This is a genomic window from Hwanghaeella sp. LZ110 (assembly GCF_048892525.1).
In the GTDB taxonomy this organism is placed as follows: domain Bacteria; phylum Pseudomonadota; class Alphaproteobacteria; order UBA8366; family Aestuariispiraceae; genus Pacificispira.
In genome coordinates this window covers 357,795-377,481 of record NZ_JBLZHT010000001.1, presented here as the reverse complement: position 1 = coordinate 377,481, position 19,687 = coordinate 357,795, and the positions used below count along the sequence as shown (strand labels likewise).

At 56.6% G+C, this 19,687-nt stretch carries 16 protein-coding genes; 9 read left to right on the top strand and 7 right to left on the bottom strand.

The genetic code is table 11. From position 1 onward, the window contains the following. Positions 1–105: 105 nt before the first annotated feature. Positions 106–405 carry a 4a-hydroxytetrahydrobiopterin dehydratase gene (locus ACOSDM_RS01665; RefSeq protein WP_420722732.1) on the bottom strand — a complete coding sequence of 100 codons (300 nt, stop codon included), beginning with the start codon at positions 403–405 and terminating at the stop codon, positions 106–108. Positions 406–468: 63 nt separating this feature from the next. Here ACOSDM_RS01665 and ACOSDM_RS01660 point away from each other — a divergent pair, with 63 nt between their 5' ends. Further along, the gene (locus tag ACOSDM_RS01660; protein ID WP_420722731.1) at positions 469–846 is read left to right on the top strand and encodes a metallopeptidase family protein; all 378 of its coding nucleotides are present in this window, start codon (positions 469–471) and stop codon (positions 844–846) included. Next, on the top strand, positions 843–2,132 hold the full coding sequence (locus tag ACOSDM_RS01655) for an RsmB/NOP family class I SAM-dependent RNA methyltransferase (RefSeq protein WP_420722730.1): 1,290 nt from the start codon (positions 843–845) through the stop codon (positions 2,130–2,132). The genes ACOSDM_RS01660 and ACOSDM_RS01655 overlap by 4 nt, the downstream gene beginning before the upstream one ends. A gap of 130 nt (positions 2,133–2,262) precedes the next feature. Here ACOSDM_RS01655 and ACOSDM_RS01650 read toward each other — a convergent pair whose 3' ends face one another. Continuing rightward, positions 2,263–3,672, bottom strand: a complete 1,410-nt coding sequence (locus ACOSDM_RS01650; protein ID WP_420722729.1) for a sigma-54-dependent transcriptional regulator — start codon at positions 3,670–3,672, stop codon at positions 2,263–2,265. A 160-nt stretch (positions 3,673–3,832) separates the two neighbouring features. Here ACOSDM_RS01650 and ACOSDM_RS01645 point away from each other — a divergent pair, with 160 nt between their 5' ends. After that, positions 3,833–4,579 (top strand): SDR family oxidoreductase, encoded by a 747-nt coding sequence (locus tag ACOSDM_RS01645; RefSeq protein WP_420722728.1) that lies wholly within the window; start codon positions 3,833–3,835, stop codon positions 4,577–4,579. Positions 4,580–4,636: 57 nt separating this feature from the next. Here ACOSDM_RS01645 and gabD read toward each other — a convergent pair whose 3' ends face one another. Further along, complete coding sequence (gene gabD, locus ACOSDM_RS01640; protein WP_420722727.1) at positions 4,637–6,112, bottom strand: NADP-dependent succinate-semialdehyde dehydrogenase; 1,476 nt, start codon at positions 6,110–6,112, stop codon at positions 4,637–4,639. A 197-nt stretch (positions 6,113–6,309) separates the two neighbouring features. Next, entirely contained in the window at positions 6,310–9,573 is a 3,264-nt protein-coding gene (locus ACOSDM_RS01635) for a hypothetical protein (protein WP_420722726.1), read from the bottom strand. Between the two features lie 204 nt (positions 9,574–9,777). Here ACOSDM_RS01635 and upp point away from each other — a divergent pair, with 204 nt between their 5' ends. From upp to ACOSDM_RS01620, 3 genes are all read left to right on the top strand, one after another. Then, entirely contained in the window at positions 9,778–10,428 is a 651-nt protein-coding gene (gene upp, locus ACOSDM_RS01630) for a uracil phosphoribosyltransferase (protein ID WP_420722725.1), read from the top strand. 15 nt (positions 10,429–10,443) lie between these two features. Continuing rightward, the gene (locus ACOSDM_RS01625; protein ID WP_420722724.1) at positions 10,444–11,232 is read left to right on the top strand and encodes a dienelactone hydrolase family protein; all 789 of its coding nucleotides are present in this window, start codon (positions 10,444–10,446) and stop codon (positions 11,230–11,232) included. A 113-nt stretch (positions 11,233–11,345) separates the two neighbouring features. Next, complete coding sequence (locus ACOSDM_RS01620; RefSeq protein ID WP_420722723.1) at positions 11,346–11,837, top strand: DUF2937 family protein; 492 nt, start codon at positions 11,346–11,348, stop codon at positions 11,835–11,837. A 23-nt stretch (positions 11,838–11,860) separates the two neighbouring features. Here the strand turns inward: ACOSDM_RS01620 and ACOSDM_RS01615 are convergent, their stop codons facing one another. Then, positions 11,861–13,366 carry a Ppx/GppA family phosphatase gene (locus ACOSDM_RS01615; protein ID WP_420722722.1) on the bottom strand — a complete coding sequence of 502 codons (1,506 nt, stop codon included), beginning with the start codon at positions 13,364–13,366 and terminating at the stop codon, positions 11,861–11,863. A gap of 97 nt (positions 13,367–13,463) precedes the next feature. Further along, a complete protein-coding gene (locus tag ACOSDM_RS01610; RefSeq protein ID WP_420722721.1) occupies positions 13,464–15,722 on the bottom strand; it encodes an RNA degradosome polyphosphate kinase in 2,259 nt (752 codons plus the stop codon). Between the two features lie 199 nt (positions 15,723–15,921). Here ACOSDM_RS01610 and ACOSDM_RS01605 point away from each other — a divergent pair, with 199 nt between their 5' ends. After that, on the top strand, positions 15,922–16,446 hold the full coding sequence (locus ACOSDM_RS01605; protein WP_420722720.1) for a SixA phosphatase family protein: 525 nt from the start codon (positions 15,922–15,924) through the stop codon (positions 16,444–16,446). Between the two features lie 10 nt (positions 16,447–16,456). Here ACOSDM_RS01605 and ACOSDM_RS01600 read toward each other — a convergent pair whose 3' ends face one another. Beyond that, positions 16,457–17,029: a tetratricopeptide repeat protein gene (locus ACOSDM_RS01600; protein WP_420722719.1), complete on the bottom strand. Its 573-nt coding sequence runs from the start codon at positions 17,027–17,029 to the stop codon at positions 16,457–16,459. 159 nt (positions 17,030–17,188) lie between these two features. On the opposite strand from ACOSDM_RS01600, the gene ACOSDM_RS01595 reads away from it, so the two are divergent. Together ACOSDM_RS01595 and ACOSDM_RS01590 are read left to right on the top strand one after the other, a co-directional pair. After that, positions 17,189–18,124 carry a DUF2817 domain-containing protein gene (locus tag ACOSDM_RS01595; RefSeq protein ID WP_420722718.1) on the top strand — a complete coding sequence of 312 codons (936 nt, stop codon included), beginning with the start codon at positions 17,189–17,191 and terminating at the stop codon, positions 18,122–18,124. Positions 18,125–18,195: 71 nt separating this feature from the next. Continuing rightward, on the top strand, positions 18,196–19,683 hold the full coding sequence (locus ACOSDM_RS01590) for an FAD-linked oxidase C-terminal domain-containing protein (protein WP_420722717.1): 1,488 nt from the start codon (positions 18,196–18,198) through the stop codon (positions 19,681–19,683). Positions 19,684–19,687 lie beyond the last annotated feature (4 nt).

The window sequence follows — 19,687 nt, the reverse complement described above, 5'->3', positions numbered from 1 at the left end:
GCGCACCGCGCCGTCTCGAAGGATGCGCGGCACGTTTGGCGCTTCCAGAGGGCTCACCCTTCGAGACGCTTTGCTCCTCAGGGTGAGTGTACTTGGTGATTGCCATCACCCCATCGACGCGGCGGCCTTGTCCATGAAGCGTGCCAGCTTTGAATCGCGCTCCGACAGGCCATCGCAGTCATGGGTGGTCAGGGTGACATCCACCCGGTTGTAGACATTGAACCATTCCGGATGGTGATCCAGCTTCTCCGCCTGCATCGCAACACGGGTCATAAAGCCGAATGCCTGATTGAAGGACTTGAATTTGAACGACCGGGTGATCGCGTCCCGATCATTCGCTAACGTCCAATCCGTCAACTCCGACAGAAGCGCTTCGCGTTCTTCAAGACTCAGTTTTTTTATCATAAATGCTCTCTCCCTCTCGCGCTATCGGTGCCGCATCCGTATATCATAACCATGAACAAACATATGATCAGCCTGGATGCAATTGAAGAGATCGCCCAACGCCATCTGAATGAGCTTCCAGAAGAATTCCGCCAGTATCTGGGGGATATTGTCTTCCGGGTGCAAGATCTGCCCGATGCCGAAACCCTTGAGGCCCTGGACCTTGCCTCGCCCTATGATCTGCTGGGATTGTATCACGGGGTGGATATGGCGTCCAAATCGGTGATGGACCCTCACCCAGACATCGATATGATTTTCCTCTATCGATTGCCAATGCTGGACTTTTGCCAGAAAACAGGCGAAGACCTGAACAATCTGGTGCGCCACGTGCTGGTGCATGAGATCGGACATCATTTCGGTCTCAGCGATGACGACATGCAAGCCATAGAGGATGAAGAATGAGCGACGGCCTGCCCGCCCGCCGCGCCAGCATGGCGCTGTTAGAAGCCGTGTTGGAGCGCGGCCGAACCCTGGAAGAAGCCATCGCCGAATCCGTGTCCATGCGCGACCTTGAACCCCGTGATCGCGGATTTGCCCGCCTGACCGTGCTGACCGTCCTGCGACATATGGGCCAGATCGATTCCCTGATCAGCGGCTATATGGAACGCCCCCCGGTGGGGCGGGCACAACGGGCACTGAATATTCTGCGCATTGGTATCGCCCATTTGCTGTTCCTGAAGACGCCTGCCCATGCAGCGGTGGATGCCGCCGTGACCCTGGCAAAACTGGAGCGGTTGGATTCCATGGCGGGCCTGATTAATGCCGTGTTGCGCCGCGCCACCCGCGACGGGGCTGACCTGCTGGCGGTGCAGGATGCAGAGCGCCTGAACACGCCAGGCTGGCTGTGGCAGGACTGGATCGCGCAATATGGCGAAGAAACCACCCGCGCCATTGCCCGCGGCCATTGGATCGAGCCTGCAACCGACCTGACCGTCAAAACCGATATAGACCATTGGGTTGATGTTCTGGGCGCACAAAAGCTGACACAGACCAGCCTGCGCCTGGCGGACAGCGCGGATGTCACCCAATTGCCAGGCTTTGCTGAGGGGGCCTGGTGGGTGCAGGATGTCGCCGCAACCCTGCCCGCACGCCTGTTGGGCGATGTCGCTGGCCTGCATGTCCTGGACCTGTGCGCCGCCCCTGGGGGAAAGACCGCACAGTTGATTGCAGCGGGTGCCACGGTTACAGCGGTGGACAGATCCAAGCCGCGTTTGAACCGGCTGTCGGAAAACCTGACCCGATTGGGCATGACGGCAGAAATCGTGACGGCGGATGCGGTTCAATACCGCCCGCCCGAACCGGTTGCCGCAATTTTGTTGGATGCCCCCTGCAGCGCCACAGGAACCCTGCGCCGCCATCCGGAAATTGCGCAACGCAGGGGCCCCGCCGACATCGCCAAATTGGCCGCCCTGCAAAAGCGTTTGATCACAGCGGCCGCAGAGATGCTAGCCCCCGGAGGCTGCCTGGTGGTCGCGACCTGTTCGCTGCAACAGGCAGAAGGACCGGCCCTGTACCGGCACGCATTAAGCGTTCCCGGCTTGATTGCAGATCCTATTCGCCCTGAAGAAGTGCCAGAAATTCCAGAAGCCGTCACACAAGACGGCTGGATGCGCAGTCATCCCGGTCTGTGGGATGACAAAGGCGGCATGGATGGATTCTTCGCCATGCGGCTCCGCAAGCAGATGTAAAGCTCATGCGAGCGCATGATGCTTGTTTTGTCTAAGCTCATGCGAGCGCATGATGCTTGTGTATATTATTAAAGCTCATGCGAGCGCATGATGCTTGTTTTGTCTAAGCTCATGCGAGCGCATGATGCTTTTAGGACACATCTTTCCAGGACTGAATCTTGCGATACAGCGTCGAAGGGGCGACCCCCAGCGCCACAGCGGCCTGCGGGATATTGCCATCGCACTGATCTATCGCTGCTTCAATGGCGTCTCGTTCCACCTGATACAAGGGACGAATGGTACCATCGCGACGCGCATTCGGGGCATCGTTGTCCTGAACAACGGTGGTCTTGGCAGTTTCATACGCAACGGGCATTGATTGGGCCAAACCCGTATTCAAGGCAGCTGCAATCATCGGCCCGGTGACCACATCCCCATCATTCAGAACGACCACATTACGCACGATATTCTGTAACTCTCGAACATTTCCGGGCCATTGGTAATCCTGCATCTTGCGCAAAGCCGCTGGATCAAAACATGTGAAGCGTTTCCCTTCCTCCTCGGAAAAATGATTCAGAAAACGCAGGCTTATTGGCTCAATGTCTTCAACACGATCCCGCAAAGGCGGCATGCGGATGGGGATGACATTCAATCGATAGAACAGATCCTCGCGCAAATGTCCCTGTCGAATTGCCTCCAGTGGCTCTCGATTAGTGGCACAAACAAACCGCACATTGCCTTGACGTTCTGCGCTTTCCCCGATGCGCGTATAGGTCCCGGTTTGAATGAAGCGCAGCAATTTGGTCTGCAGGTCCATATCCATCTCACCGATCTCATCCAGGAACAGGGTCCCGCCATCGGCCAGATCTGCCGCCCCGGCCCGATCCGTAATCGCCCCGGTGAACGCGCCTTTGCGATGACCGAATATCTCTGCCTCCATCAATTCGCGCGGAATGGCCCCGCAATTCAGCGGAATGAAAGGTTCTTTCCGTCTGGGGCTTTCCGCATGGATGGCATGAGCGCACAACTCTTTGCCTGTTCCGGATTCACCCGTGACAAATACACTCGCCTTTGAGGCGGCGGCGGCCACGATGGTTCGATACACCGTCTGCATCGGGCTGGAATTGCCAACAAATTCGTGAAACCCATCGGTGATTGGGCGTGTCACGGACTGCACGATCTCCGCCAGTTCATGATGCTCAATCGCATTCTTCACAGTGACCAGAAGCCGTTGGCTGTCAAAGGGCTTCACCAGGAAATCATAAGCCCCCAACCGCATTGCTTCGACGGCCCAATTTACAGATCCATGAGAAGTTATGACCACAATCGGACTTAAATTCCCGGCACGTTTCAAACGACGCAGAACCTCGAACCCATCGATATCGGGCAATTGAATATCCAGCAGGATAACAGAGGGTTGCAACTGATTAGCCAGCGCCAATCCCTTTGTTCCGTTAGACGTCCGATGAACAACGGCGCTTTCGTCCGAAAGATGCGCCTCATAAAGTTCCGCCAGTCGATCATTATCTTCAATCAGCAGAACCTGCCGTCCCGAAAGCATTGTAATCTACTCCCCACCGAACACGCATCGACACCCAAGACCCGATTCTTAGATCATTTCGTGCCCAGACATGCTTGTCGCCACTCCCATAGCTCTGCGATAGTAGACGTGGTTAGTTAGAATTGCAAAATGCAAATAATCGTCTTTAAGGGAGAAAGAAATGCGCCTGAACAACAAGGTCGCCATCGTTACCGGGGCCGCATCTGGCTTTGGGGAGGGCATCGCCCGCCGGTTTGCAGCTGAAGGGGCCAAAGTCATCGTTGCCGATATTACCGAGGATGCTGGCCGGACCATCGCGGAGGATATCGGCGATGCCGCCCATTTTTTAAGGGCCGACGTCACATCCGCTGTAGACTGGAAATCCCTGGTCGATGGCACGATCGCACAATTCGGGCGACTAGACATCGTCGTAAACAATGCGGGCTATACCCACCTGAATCAGCCGATGCTGGACGTTGACGAAGCAGAATTTGACCGCGTCTATGCGGTGAATGTGAAATCCCTGTATCTTTCCGCCCAGGCGGCGGTGCCTGTGTTTCGCAAACAAGGGGGTGGGCAGTTTCTGAATATCGCCTCTACGGCTGGCATTCGGCCGCGCCCTGGTCTGGTCTGGTACAACAGTTCAAAATCTGCCGCCATCGGCATCACTCGTTCCATGGCAATCGAATTGGCTGCGGAACAGATCCGCGTGAACGCAATCAATCCCGTCGCCGGGGAAACCCCGCTGCTGAAACGCTTCATGGGTCAGGACACGCCAGAGAAACGCGCTGCCTTCAAGGCCAGCATTCCGATGGGCCGCCTGTCCACCGCACAGGATATCGCGGGCGCAGCGGTTTATCTGTGTTCTGATGACGCGGCCCTTGTTACCGGCGTTTGCATGGAAGTCGACGGCGGACGGTGTATCTAAAAAATACCCCCCGCTCTTGTAAGGAGAGCGGGGGGCGAATGCTCAAGCTATGGGGGATCAGACGCCGCCCATCAGAATGTATTTGATCTCGCAGAATTCATCGAGACCGTATTTCGATCCCTCGCGCCCCAGACCGGACTGTTTCACACCACCGAACGGGGCCACTTCCGTGGACAGGATGCCGGTGTTCAGGGCGACCATGCCGTATTCCAGGGCTTCTGAAACACGCCAGACACGGCCGATATCCCGGGCATAGAAATAGGAGGCCAGGCCGAATTCCGTGTCATTGGCCATGGCGATGACTTCTGATTCTTCCTTGAACCGGAACAGCGGGGCCAACGGACCAAAGGTTTCGTCCTTGGACACCATCATGTCCTGAGTCACATCCGCAAGAACTGTCGGTTCATAGAAGGAACCACCCAGGCTGTGGCGATGACCGCCGGTCAGGATCGACGCCCCCTTACCGGTCGCATCTTTCAGGTGTTCTTCCACTTTCTCCACGGCCTTCATATCGATCAGCGGACCGATGATGACGCCATCATCGACACCATTGCCGATTTTCATTTCGGCGACCTTGGCTGCCAGTTTCTTGGAGAATTCGTCATAGACGCCATCCTGCACGTAAATCCGGTTCGCACAGACGCAAGTCTGGCCCGCATTGCGGAACTTACACACAATCGCGCCTTCAACGGCGGCATCGATATCGGCATCGTCAAACACGATGAAGGGCGCGTTGCCGCCCAATTCCATGGAGACCTTCTTGACCGTATCGGCGCAATCCTTGATCAGGACACGACCAATTTCCGTCGAGCCGGTAAAGGACAATTTGCGCACGATCGGGTTAGCGGTCATTTCCCCCCCGATCTGGCTTGCCGATCCGGTCACAACCGACAGCACGCCCTTGGGCACACCAGCGCGTTCCGCCAGAACCGCCAGTGCCAGGGCTGACAAAGGCGTTTGAGAGGCAGGCTTTGCAACCGCCGTACAGCCAGCAGCCAGCGCAGGCCCAGCCTTGCGGGTGATCATCGCAATGGGGAAGTTCCAGGGGGTGATAAAGGCGGTGACACCAATCGGCTGTTTGATGGTGACGATGCGCTTATCCGCCTGATGCTGGGGGATGACATCGCCATACATGCGTTTGGCTTCTTCGGCGAACCATTCCAGGAAGGATGCGCCATAGGCCACTTCACCTTTGGCTTCCGCCAGCGGTTTGCCCTGTTCGCTGGTCATGATCAATGCCAGGTCATCGGCATTTTCATGCATCAGCTCGTACCAGCGGCGCAGGATCGCAGCACGCTCTTTCGCCAGTTTCTCGCGCCAGGCGGGCCAGGCTTCATTGGCGGCTTCGATCGCACGACGGGTTTCCGCCGCACCCATTTTCGGCACGGTCGCAACGACTTCACCGGTCGCAGGATTGGTGACATCGATTGTCTCACCGCTGTCGGCATCCAGCCATTCGCCATTGATATAGCCTTGCTGGCGCAACAGGCTGGGATCTTTCAGGCTCAGGCCTGCGGTTTTAATCTGATTCATCGGGTCCACCCCTTATCTGTGAAAAACTACGGGCCATCATTATGGCCTTATGAATTCGGTCCAATTCGTTACCCCGACATCCCGGACCTGGCAAGGCTCCCTTAAGGGATATCCGGTATTCAGGCTGCCGAAGCCGAATTGCGCTCTGCCCCTGATATGGGAAGCGAAACGCAAATTTTTAAGGTTTAGTGTGGTGCCTATTCCTCTCGCCCAGTCGCACGACACAGCAGGATGTACAGCTTGCCGACATCAGAGGTTACGAAGGTCGAGTGGATCAGGTGTTCTGGATCGGTTGCTTCGGAATCGATCAGCAATCGGTCAAACTGTTCAATGTATCGCAGCACATATTTGCGCGCATCGGGGTCATGGCGAATTTTATCCGATACGGTTTTCACGATAGAGGCCTGGCGCGTGCGCAACAGGGTTCTGGTGAAGACGGTGCGGTCGCCCTTCACATAGCGTCGCCAATCCGCCTCTGGCACTTCCCCCTGCAACACACGGGTCAGGTCGATAGAAATGGAATTCAACTCTTCCACGATATAGCGCGCGGTTTTCAGGAACAGGTCACGCCGCTGCTCATCTTCCTGAACTCGGATTTGTTCCGCCTGTTCTTCCGCACGCTTGGACGCCTCTGTCAGGCGCTCGATCTGGCTTTGGAATTTCTCCGCCGCCCGGTTGGAGCGAACTTCGGAGGCATCGACAGATTGCATCATCTGTTCGGTGCGTTCCGACAATGTTTCGACCAAATCTTTCAACTGCCCCTTGGACGCCCCCGCCGCGCGCTCCAGCGAGGATACCTGATCGCCCAATGTGCGCCCGATCAGGGCCAGTTGCTGGTTCGCCAGATCGCCCGCGGCGGCAATATCGCCAGATTGCGTCCGCAGCATCTCAATCAGGCTGCGCACCCGTTCCGCCGTGATTTCCGTGCGTTCCTCAACCCCTTCCGCCTGCTGGGCGAAAGCGTCCGAAATCAATTGCAATGACCGAGACGCACTTTCCGCTGCCGCGCCCAGGGCTTCCGCCTGACGCTTCAACCCTTCGCGATTGTCGGAAATCTGCATGCCCGCCTGCATAGAGGCGGTGGTGACCTGTTCGGCCTGATTGTGGAACCGACTGCCAACTTCTTCCAGCAAGGTCAGCGCCGTCTGGGTCGCCTTGCGCATTTCACCAGTCTCATTGCGGAACAACCCGCCCGCATCGCTCAGGCGGCGGGAAACCTCATCGGTAATGGCAGACATTTCCTGCACCCGGGCGCGCAGGGCTTCATCCACAGCGCCGCCTTTCTCCACCGCGTCGCGGGACGCATCAACAAGCGTCGCGGCCTGACTTTCCGCCATATTCTCCATCGCCTGATGCTGTTCGGCCAATTGCAGCGCAAGGGCGCGCAAAGCCTCTGCATCCGCCGCAAGACGTTCGCGAATGGCGATGGCATCACCGGCGGCCTTATCCGTTACACGATCCAATTCCGCCGTTTCATGCTGTAATCCGTGGCGAATTTCGCGAATCTGCCCGGTGGCCCGATCCGCCGCTTCCCGCAGGGCCGCGCTGTTCTGGGTCAGCACTTCTCCCAGAGATTGAGCATGTCCAGCAGACCAATCGGCGGCTTCCCGAAGCGCCAGGCTCTGCTTTTTCAGCATTTCCACCATGCTGCGCGTCTGCGCAATGGCAGGATCGAAGGTCTCGTCCAAATTGGTCATACCTTCCGCCATGGCTTCCTTAATCGCCAGGACACGCTGGGCCAAAAGGCTTTCAATTTCCCGTGCCTGTAGGGCGGAACTTTCCGAAGCCCCGGTCAGTTCCATAGTCTGCTGACGCAAAGAGGCGCGAATGGACTCGGCGCGGCTGGCAGCCAAATCGCTGGCCTTGGCAATTTCGCTGGCCTGTTCCCGCAGCGCCTGGCCCATGGCGCGCAATTGTTCGGTTGCCTGTTCGGACGTCGCCGCCAGACCCTTGCGCTGGCGATCCGTTTCCCCGTTCACAGCGGCGGCTTGTTGCGCCAGGCTTTCAGACAACAGACGGAATTCCTCCACCTCCCGGGCGACTGTCTGTTTCACCGCCTCAGAATGGGTGGTCAGGCCATCGGCGGATTTTGCCAGATCATCGGATTGCTGGCGCAAGGCCAGGGTGATTTCTTCCACCTGATCGCCGCTGCGGGCCAAGGCCTGGTTCAGGCTTTCGCGGCTTTGGTCCAATGCAGCAGTCAGTTGCACGCCAAAGCCTGCCGCCGTGGCATCCGCCGTATCGGCAATTCCATCGACCTGATCTGTCGCACGGTTCAAGCTGTCGGTCATGCCCGCTTCCAATCGCCCCAGGGACTGGGTGACAGCTTCTTCCAACAGGGCCCCTTGCTTTGTCAGAATTTCCGCCAATCTGGAAATGCGAGACTCGCTGCGTTCCGAAAAGCCATTCATGGCCGCTGTCTGGTGGTCATAGGCTTCTTTCAACCGCTGACCAACGCGATCCACTTCTTCCTTCAGATTGCGGGCGATCGCAGACGCGCTGTCGCGCGCATTATCAGATGCATCGGTTAAAGCCTGAATGCTGCCATCCAGTGTATCCCGGGCGGAGATGCTGCGCTTTTGCGCCTCAGACGCGGCATGATCCAGTTGATCGGTATAGCTTTGAAACAATCCACCTATTTCACGAATTTCCGATGCCGCCCGTTCCGATGCAGAAACCGTGTCTGACGCTTGAATCTTCAAGGATGCGGTTACTGAATCGGTGGTTTCCAGCACCGATTCTGCAGCCCGCATCAGCGCTTCAGTCTGATCGGTAACAGAGGCATCAATATCACGGCGGTGCCGCTCCAACCGTTCCGCCACGCTTTCAAGGCGGTCCGCCTGACCCGACAGGCCCTTGCGCATATCGCCCGCGCGGTCTTCGGCGCGATGGGCTGCACTTTCCAGAACACTTGTGGTTTCCCTGAGAGAATCCGCCAGTTCCGTCAGATTTGCGACAGCAACATCCCCCGCCTGAGTCAATTGATCGGCCTGTTTGCGCAACATATCGGAAACACGGCGTACTCGGGCTTCGCTCTCTTCCGCCGGATAGGTCAACAATTCCAATTGGCGGCGCAGCGTTTCGGTGTGCAGGCGCACCTCTTCGGACCGACGGAAATACAAAGCGAAAATCCAGATCAGGATCAGCGGAAAAGCCAGGCCGGTCGCAATGGCACCCACTTCATGGGGCAATAAAACATCGATCAGGCTCAACCCGCCCAGCCCCTGTAGATATGTCCCAGCCGCCCCCATCCAGAAGGCCGTCAATAAAGCGGCGACAAGTCCAGCCCATCGCGTGCGACGGCGCGCCTGATCCGACAAACGCTGAACATCTTCAGGCACCGTCACTTCCGCACGACGATCCCCGCCCGGAAAACGGGCAACCTTTACAGAATTGGTAGCGGCATTCGCGGCGGCATTTGAGTTTGCCGTCGCTGAGCCGCGATCTTTTTCGTCACTCATGCGGGCGGTCCTTGAAAAATGCGCCCTCTATGGAGGTGCGACCTATAGAATCACTGATTCTGTAAATTCTACCAGCGTATTCCACACTATAGAGTTTATCGCATAACATCAGCGATATCGATCATTGTCTGAAATCCTCCACCCCCTTATCGTGACGCCAACGCTTTAAGTTCGACATCACGACCCCACAGGATCGCGCGCCCTATGCAAGCCCATAAAGATTTTCCCAATCTGCACATCGTCGATCATCCCCTGGTCCAGCATAAATTGACCTGGCTGCGAAAGGTGGACACCCCGACCAATCTGTTCCGTACGTTGCTGAAAGAAATATCGCTGTTAATGGGATATGAAATCACCCGCAATGTGCCCCTGACAAAGGTCGATATAAAAACACCGATGCAGGCGATGCGCGCGCCGGTCCTGGCCGGGCGGAAACCTGCCATCGTGCCGATCCTGCGGGCGGGCCTGGGAATGGCCGATGGGTTGATTGAGTTGATGCCGTCGGCTCGGGTCGGTCATATCGGCCTGTTTCGCGATGAAGAGACCAAGCATCCCAAAGAATACTATGTTAACATACCAGAGCCGGGTGGGCGGTTGTTCATCCTGTGTGACCCAATGCTGGCAACCGGGAATTCCGCGGTACAGGCGGTGAAGATGCTGATTGATCGCGGCGTTGAAGAACAGAATATCCGCTTCTTAGCGCTGGTAGCTGTCCCGGAAGGCGTAAAGGTCATGCAAAAGGCCCATCCCAGTGTGGCAATTTATACAGCGGCCCTGGATGAAAAGCTAAATGATCACGCCTATATTCTCCCAGGATTAGGGGATGCAGGTGATAGAATGTTCGGGACACGATAAAGGGAGACATCAGTGATGTTGGCACGACGCGATGTGATCAAAGGTCTGGGCATGGGCCTGACCACCCTTCCGCTGGCAACCGTGCTGGCAAATCCGGCCCTGGTGCGGGCGGCGGCTGATACGGTGCAACAGGTTGAATCCACGCTGCCCAGCGGCAAGACGGTCGCAGCCGCATTGGCAATGCCCGCCACATTGCCCGCCCCGGCGGTCGTGCTGATCCACGAATGGTGGGGCCTGAATGATCAGATCAAGGCGGTTGCAGCAGATTTCGCTGCCCAGGGGTATATCGCATTGGCCATTGACCTGATGGACGGCAAGGTGGCGACCACACCAGAAGAAGCCAAAGCACAAACCGCTGCTGTTGGCGCGGACCCCCAGACAGCAATTGAAACATGCACATTATGGACCGACTGGCTGCGCGGGCATAAGGATTCAACGGGTAAGGTTGGTAGCTGTGGCTGGTGCTTTGGCGGGGGCTGGTCGTTGAACACATCCCTGGCGACACCGATTGACGCCACAGTCATCTATTATGGGCGCGTTACTCAAAGTGCGGAGGAATTGGCCGCACTCAACGGACCTGTGCTGGGCCATTTTGCGACCAAGGATAACTTTATCAATGCCGCGATGGTCAATGGATTCATTGAACAGATGGGCAAGGCAGGGAAAAGCCTGACGGTTTATTGGTACGAGGCCGACCATGCCTTCGCCAACCCGACCAGCAGCCGATATGATCAGGAAGATGCCGCAAGCGCCTGGGACCGCACAAAGGGCTTTCTGGCACAAAACCTGGAACTGAAGATTTAAGTTTCAAACTGAGCAGAATGAAATCCAGTCGCAGATTGCCAATGAATGGGCAAGTCGGGTTATACTGCATCACCCCGACTGATCTGTAATTCCGGGCGATTGGAGAAGACGGCATGCTGCGAAGCCTACATCTTGCCTTTGCGTTGCTTTGTGCGGCGCTTGGTTCTCAGTTACCCGCCTTTCATGATCAGTATTTACAGCGCGTTGGCGGCGCTCTGGACGAGGTCAACCAGCAGATCGAAGCAATGGATACGCGGGCCCAGGATGCCGGGCTGGGGCGATATGATTACATTCGCCGATTCTATGATAACTCAGACAGTGTCATACAGGGCGAAGGCCAGGCGATGCTGGCTACGCTGGCCCGTCAGGAACGCCTGATGGAGATTGAAGCCCGCCTGCAAGACGTTTCCTGGTATATGTTGGCGGTAGAGATGGTCTTCCATCTGGAACCCGATATCGCCCTGAATACCGCAAAGAATTTCGGCCCGGCAGTCCCGCTGTCGATCAGCGGTCTGGCCCATGCCTTTTTTGGCTTTTTCTTTGGATACCTGATCCCGTCGGCCATTCGCAGCCTGTTTCCGCGTAAAGAAATCGCACGCGGTTAAAACAGGTTCAGTCCGTCCCGGACCTATGCCCCGAAGCGATCAATCACTGTATTCAGGTTCAGTGCTTTACCTAAAGTGACAAAGCGGCGCTCTACCGCCTCTCCTGCCAAAAATGCCAGATCTGCTGGCATCTGAAGCGTCAGGGTGGTCTCTGTCCGAACCATGTTGATCCGCTCCAGGACCGATGAAATCCCACCGGTCAGCGTATAGGCCAACCGGATGGACAGACCTATCGCACGGGCAACGTCAATCCGATCGGGGTTGATCAGGTGTCGAACGATTTTCATCCCATTGTGTTCGTCATCAATTTGCGCATGGCGCGATGAAACCGCCAGGGCCAGAAATACCCGCTCGTGATGATCCACGCCAACGACAGGCAATCGTTTGACCCGGATAAGGGCATGTTCAGCGCGATAATCAGGATGTTCTCGCTTGGCAATATCCGACAGGATACAGGCCGCATGACGCAAACGACGATCCGCCGGGGTCTCGTTTGGAAACAGTGGTGTCATCCACCGAAACAGGTCATCCCCCGTAACAGCGGAATTGGGAAGCTCATGATCTGCATATCGGGCACAGGACTCCAGCAGCGGATCCAGCTTGCGCTCTTCCTGACTTAAATGGTCATACAGACAGCCTTCCCGCAAACCATTAGCGGAAAACACAATATCCTTGGGTGCCCCGGCCACCATCAGGCGGTGTAACAACATCGCTGCATAAGGCAGCGTATCCACGCGCCGCTTGGATACACCGGGCACGCGCTGCAACGCGCCAGGCGATTGCCGTGATACGACATCTGCCAATTCCAAGGCTTGAGCAGCGGGAATCCGATAATGATGGATGATATGGAGCGGATAATTGATATGGTCCATATGCAGCCGGGCAAGATTGCGCCAGGCCCCGCCGACCAGATAAAAGCTGCGCCCCTTGATGCGTGGCAACCAATCAATGGTGCTGAAATATCGATCCAGATCTTCCCGCGCTTTGGATGGTTTCGCCACGATCTTGGGGTCCAAACGCAAGGGTCCCAGCGGCAGGGTCGCCTGGGGTCCGGTCTGACCATCCTTCAGCTCGACCAGTTCCACACTGCCCCCGCCCAGATCGCCCATCATGCCATCAGCGTCCGGCGTACCGGATAAAACACCAAGCCCACTCAGTCGGGCTTCTTCTTCCCCGGACAGCACGCGAATTTCCTGGCCGCTGATCTGGCTGGCGCGCCGCACAAATTCCGCGCCATTGGTGGCATCCCGCGTCGCCGCCGTGGCCAGCATATCAATCCGCTGTACCCCCATTTCCTGGGCAATGCGGATGAAACGGGGCAACGCGCCCAGCGCTTGCTCTATACCTTCTTCGCTTAACTGGCCCGTCGCATCCAATCCGCGCCCAAGGCCGCAGAGCAGCTTTTCATTAAAAATAGCGATGGGGGAACGATCAGAGGTGTCATAGACCACCAAACGCGTTGAGTTCGAGCCAATATCGACCACTGCGGTCGGGGGGCTGGCAGTCGACATGGTCCGTTTTTCGGCCATGAGAATCCTTCCCAAACAAGACTTTCAAACAGTATTCGCTTCACCGCAATGGTCACACTGCGTGCGCGCGTGAAAATCGTGTATCGAGGCGGTCGCGTCAACCGCTCTTGCTGGATTTGGCCGCCGGAGTTTTCCGCGCCGCCTTTTTCGGACCCGAATTCTTAGCCAGTTTTGTTGAAAGTGCCATCTTTCCGGCCTTCTTGATCGCCTTACCCCGCCCGGAAAGACTGGGATTGGTCATAAAGAAAACATGGCAGTTAAAGCCTTCGCCCACCGGCTCTATGCGGTGATAACGCGCATCAGAGTCCATATGCCAGCTTTGCGCCTCGTCATTCAGATTGGCATACATAACCTGCTCCAGGATCTGACGCTTCACGGTCACATTTTCAATTGGCACCAATGATTCGACACGACGATCCAGGTTTCGCGGCATCAAATCTGCCGACGTGATATAGACCTTTGCATCCAGCGAAGGCAGACCATTTCCCGCCCCGAAACAGAAGATACGGCTGTGTTCCAGGAAACGCCCAACGATGCTCTTTACGCGGATATGTTCGCTAAGCCCCTTCACGCCGGGCCGCAGACAGCATATGCCCCGCACCACCAGATCAATTTCAACCCCAGCGCAGGACGCCTCATACAAGGTATCGATAATCTCGCCATCCACCAGATTGTTGACCTTCAACCAGATCTGGCCAGGGCGGCCGGCCTTCACATGCTCAATTTCATCCCGAATGGAGCTTAACACGCGATGGCGAAGCGTGATCGGGGCAATTGCCAGACGCTCCAGCGCCTCTGGCGTGGCATAGCCGGTCATGAAGTTAAACACCCGCGCCGCATCCCTGGCCAGCGCCGGATCACAGGTGAAATAGCTCAGATCCGTATAAATTTTTGCCGTGATCGGATGATAGTTACCGGTCCCGAAATGCACGTAAGAGCGAAGGCCACTCCCCTCACGACGGACCGCCATGGAGACTTTCGCATGGGTCTTAAGGTCTACGAAACCATAAACGACCTGCACGCCAGAGCGTTCCAGATCCCGCGCCCAACGGATATTAGCGGCCTCGTCAAAGCGGGCTTTCAATTCGACCAAGGCCGTGACGGATTTACCCGCTTCCGCAGCCTCGCTCAACGCCGCGATAATGGGGGAATCCTTCGAGGTACGATACAGGGTCTGCTTGATCGCGACCACGGCCGGATCTTGGGCCGCCTGGCGCAGGAACTGCACCACGACGTCAAAGCTCTCATAGGGGTGATGGACAATGATATCCTTGGCCCGGATAGCGGCGAAACAATCACCACCGAAATCACGGATACGTTCCGGGAAACGAATGTTGAAAGCATCAAACAACAAATCCTGGCGATCTGATACGATCATCTGACTGACATCGGGCATGCCCAGAATACCATCCAGCGGGAACACATCCTCGCTGTCTGCGCCCAGCTTGCCGACAACAAAATCGCGCAGGTCTTCTGGCATGCTGGCGTCAATTGTCAGACGGATGACACTGCCCCGGCGGCGGCGGCGCAGCATGCTTTCAAACGTGCGCACCAAATCTTCCGCTTCTTCATCTACTTCGACATCACTGTCGCGAATGACGCGGAACATGCCCTGACCAATGATCTTGAAGCCCGGGAAAAGGCGATCCATGTAAATCCTGAACACATCTTCCAACAGCAGGAAACGGGCCTTCTGGCCGGGCAAACGCACGAAACGGTCCAGGTTGCTGGGAACCGGCAACAGGCCATTCATTGTCTTATCGTCTTCCGCGCGGGTCAATTCCAGCGCCAGAACCAGCCCTTTATTGGGGATAAAGGGAAAGGGATGCGCCGGATCAACGGCCAACGGTGTCAGGGCCGGGAAAATCTGTTCCAGGAACCAGCCATCCAGCCAGCTTTTTTCCCGCGCTGTTAACTCATCCTGGGCCAGAAGCGTCACACTGACCTTGCGCAATTCGACCTGTAATTCTTCCCAGATCTTTTGCTGAAGGCGCATCAGGGAGCCCGCCTCATCTGCGATCAGTCGTAATTGTTCAGAGGGCGTATTGCCTTCCTGGCTGGGGGTGCTGATCCCCGCCCCAAGCTGGCCTTTCAAGCCAGCGACACGCACCATGTAAAATTCATCCAGATTACTTGCCGATATCGACAGAAAGCGCAGGCGCTCGAGCAAGGGATGGTGGATATTACTGGCTTCCTCCAGAACGCGCGTATTGAAGGCCAACCATGACAATTCCCGGTTAATAAAACGTTCTGCGCCCCACTCTTCCGGGCTTGTCGGTGTGGTCTTGGCCACGGCAACGGCGTTTTGATCCTGAGATGCGGACTCGTTCATCAGTGCGCCATCATTCTCTGTCATGCTCACCGCAACCTCCGTCTTTGGTATGGCCAGACTCTATCAAGCCCTTGTCGATACCCAATACATATGACCGTGTCACGGTGATTTTTGTTTCAAACTGGTTACAAGCCCCTGAATTCTGCGCCTTTTGCTTGAGCCTGCATGGGGAAGCGTGATAGCTCTCGCGCGGTTAGAATATGAGGGAAAGGAACCCGAAAGAATGCCGGTCCTGTATGTTTTTCGCCATGCAAAATCCAGTTGGAGCGACAGCACATTGGGTGACTTTGATCGACCGCTGGCAAATCGTGGCATAAAGGCAGCCAATAAAATGGGCGCCGTGATGCGGGATTCCGGCATATCCCCCGATTTCATCCTGTGTTCAACCAGCCGTCGCACCCGTGAGACATTGGGTCTGATCCTGCCCCACCTGAAAGGGGAATGTCGTATTCTGATGGAAGATTGCGTCTATAAAATGCAGGAAACCATAGAATTGATCGACCGCTTGCGCCGTGTGCCTGCGGGGGTAGGCCGCGTCATGGTGATCGGCCATAATCCAATTATGCAGGATATCAGTCTGTCCCTGTGTAAAACAGCCAACAATCCTGAAAATCTGGACGCCATGACCGAAAAGTTCCCAACCGCCGCCTTAGCAGTACTGGACCTGGGGGATGCGCCCTGGCCCGCCCTGTCGCCTCATTGTGCAACCTTGACCGACTTCAAAACCCCGAAAGAGACTTCGGCGTAACGAACACAGATCAAAGCTGACGCCCCTGTATCTGCTTCTTCAGTTGTTCGACGCGTTCCCGGATCTGGTCCATATGCGGATTAATCTCCAGTGCCTCATGAAAGGCCTGAAGGGCCGCCTCGGGTTCCTCCATTGCATCTAAAATCAGACCCAACCCGGATTTCGCCCCGAAATGACGCGGTTCGCGTTCCAGCGTCTCATAAATATCGGCCAGAGAATCCGAATAATTTCCCTGCATGAAATAAATTGTGGCCCGCTTGTTCCAGGCTTCTGCAAAATCTGGTTCCAGGGCGATTAAGGCAGAGAATGTCTTGATCGCCTGGTCCATATCGCCCTGGGACATCTGCTGTGTCCCCTGACGCATCAGGACACGCCCGCTGGCGGTTGGTGCCTGAACCCAAAGGACCCAGATGCCCTGTTGCGCGATATAGGCTTCCTGACTGTTCAGAGGTGCGGAGTGCAGGATATCAAACAGGGAATCCAGACGTTTGTCTTGCTGATCCGCAAGGCCGGGCATGGACAGAACAATCATCGCAAATGCAGCGACCAGCGCCATCGGGATGCGTTTAGAATATATGCCCATTGCAACTCTCCCCATAGAAATACCATCAGAAGGATAGCCCTGGTGCTTAAGTATGGGGTCAACAGCCAGTCAGGGCAACCATGCCCCCTTCTTGCGCTGACCCATCACAGCGTTCAATCTATGTCTTCCAGTGTAAATATATGTAATGCCGGGAGGCGCATGGCAGACTCTGTTTCCTGTTTCAGTGACGATATCGACCGCGCACGAGACCGGTTCCTGACCGCCTGTGATCGGATCGGGTTGCGCATCACATCCTATCCCGCCAGAGACGACCACACAGGTGCCAAGGCTTTAACGTGTGATGTGGCCCGCATGGGATCGCCTGATGCCAGCCGTGTCGCCGTTCTGTGCAGCGCTGCGGGTGGGGCGGCGGGGCTGTTGGGATGCGGGGCGATACTGGGCGTATTGACCGAAGGCGGCTTGCAAGACCTGCCTAGGGAAGTTGCCCTGGCCCTGGTCCATGCCGCCAATCCTGCTGGCCCGATCTGGCCTTATTTTGCCGAAGATGATGTGATATCGGCCAATAAACCTGCGCCTGATTGGTCCGATAGTGTCCTGGCCGCTGCCGAAGAACGCTTCGCCGCCTTTCAGGCAGAACAGGGCGTCGACTGGAACAAATTGGCCGGACAGACACTGGCATCCATGAAACCGCCCGCCTGGGATGGGTCTGTGCTACGCGCTATCGCTGCAACTCAGTTTGAAAATGCCAGACAGGTTTGTGTGATCGACCCCCGCACAGGACCGGGACTGTATGGCGCGCATGAAATCGTATCCTGCGACCCGCCGGAATCTGCCGGTCGATCCCGGGCGGAAAGCTGGTTCACCCTGAATGTCGCCCAGACCAGCGAAGCGATTGGCGCAGGCACGGCACCTTGTGGCGGGGGGCTGGGCGGCTTATTGCCCAAGGCCCAGGTCACAAATGTGGTCCTGGAGATTGGCACTTATTCACTGACACGACGGCTGGGCGGGGCAACGCGCGGGCCAAATGAACTGCCCCAATCCTACCCGTCTGATGCCATGTGGCGCGACAATGCCTGGCATGGGGTGCGCACAACCCTGCAAAATACCTATCGAGGCTTACTGCGGGACAACTGACAAGGCGCAAGAAAGGTTTACCAAATTGGTAATACCAATTATAAGAAACGCAGATTAAAGGAGACCACGCGATGAAAATGCCTGATCCGGATGCTGCTGTCATTGAGCGACGGCTGACCATTGCCGATGATCTGCGCGCTCTTGTGCCGGGTGAAGGCGTCATTGTGGACGAGGATGAACGCCGTGCCTATGAAAGCGACGGCCTGACCGCTTACCGTGCCCTGCCCCTGATTGTGGTCCTGCCACAGACCGTCGATCAGGTCGCCAATGTCCTGAAATACTGTAAAGAACACGGTGTTAAAGTCGTACCGCGCGGGGCTGGCACCAGCCTGTCTGGTGGGGCATTGCCGCTGGAAGATGGTATCCTGCTGGGTATGGGAAAGTTCAATAAAGTGCTGGAGGTCGATTACGACAATCGCTGCGCCCGGGTTCAGCCCGGCGTCACCAATCTGGCGATCACCAAGGCGGTAGAGGAAGATGGCTTCTATTATGCCCCGGACCCGTCCAGCCAGATCGCCTGCACGATCGGCGGGAATGTCGCGGAGAATTCCGGCGGGGTGCATTCGCTGAAATATGGCCTGACCACCAACAATGTTCTGGGCGTGGAAATGGTCACCATTGACGGGGAGATTCTGCGCATTGGGGGCAAGCATCTGGATGCGGAAGGCTATGACCTGCTGGGTCTGATGATCGGGTCCGAAGGTCTGTTGGGTGTGGTCACAGAAGTCACCGTGCGCCTGTTGCCCAAGCCGGAGACCCAGCGGGCCCTGCTGATCGGCTTCCCGTCCAGCGAGGCGGGGGGTAATTGCGTCGCCCAGGTGATCGCCAGCGGCATCATTCCCGGCGGCATGGAAATGATGGATCGCCCCGCCATCACAGCGGCGGAGGATTTCATCCATGCAGGCTATCCAGCCGATTGCGAGGCGCTGCTGATCGTCGAATTAGATGGCCCGGAGGCAGAGGTCAATCACCTGATCGAGGAAGTCCGCCAGATCGCCGAAAATCTGGGGGCATCCAGCCTGCGCATTTCTCAAAGCGAGGAAGAACGCGCCATGTTCTGGGCCGGGCGCAAGGCGGCCTTCCCGGCTGTTGGGCGGCTCTCTCCCGATTATTACTGCATGGATGGCACGATCCCCCGCAACCAACTGCCCCATGTGTTGAGCGAGATGACAAAGATGTCCAAGCATTATGGCTTGGGCGTTGCCAATGTCTTCCATGCGGGCGATGGCAATCTGCACCCCCTGATCATGTATGACGCCAACAATCCCGGCGAATTGGAGAAGGCGGAGGATTTTGGCTCCGATATTCTAAAACTGTGTGTAAAGGTTGGCGGTGTCCTGACCGGCGAACACGGCGTGGGCGTTGAAAAGCGCGACCTGATGCCGACCATGTTCACCGAAGACGATTTGAAGCAACAAATGCGCGTCAAATGCGCCTTTGACCCGGACGGATTGCTGAATCCCGGCAAGGTGTTCCCGCAACTCCATCGCTGTGCGGAACTGGGCCGGATGCATATTCACAAAGGCCAATTGCCCTTCCCCGACATTCCCCGGTTCTGATCAG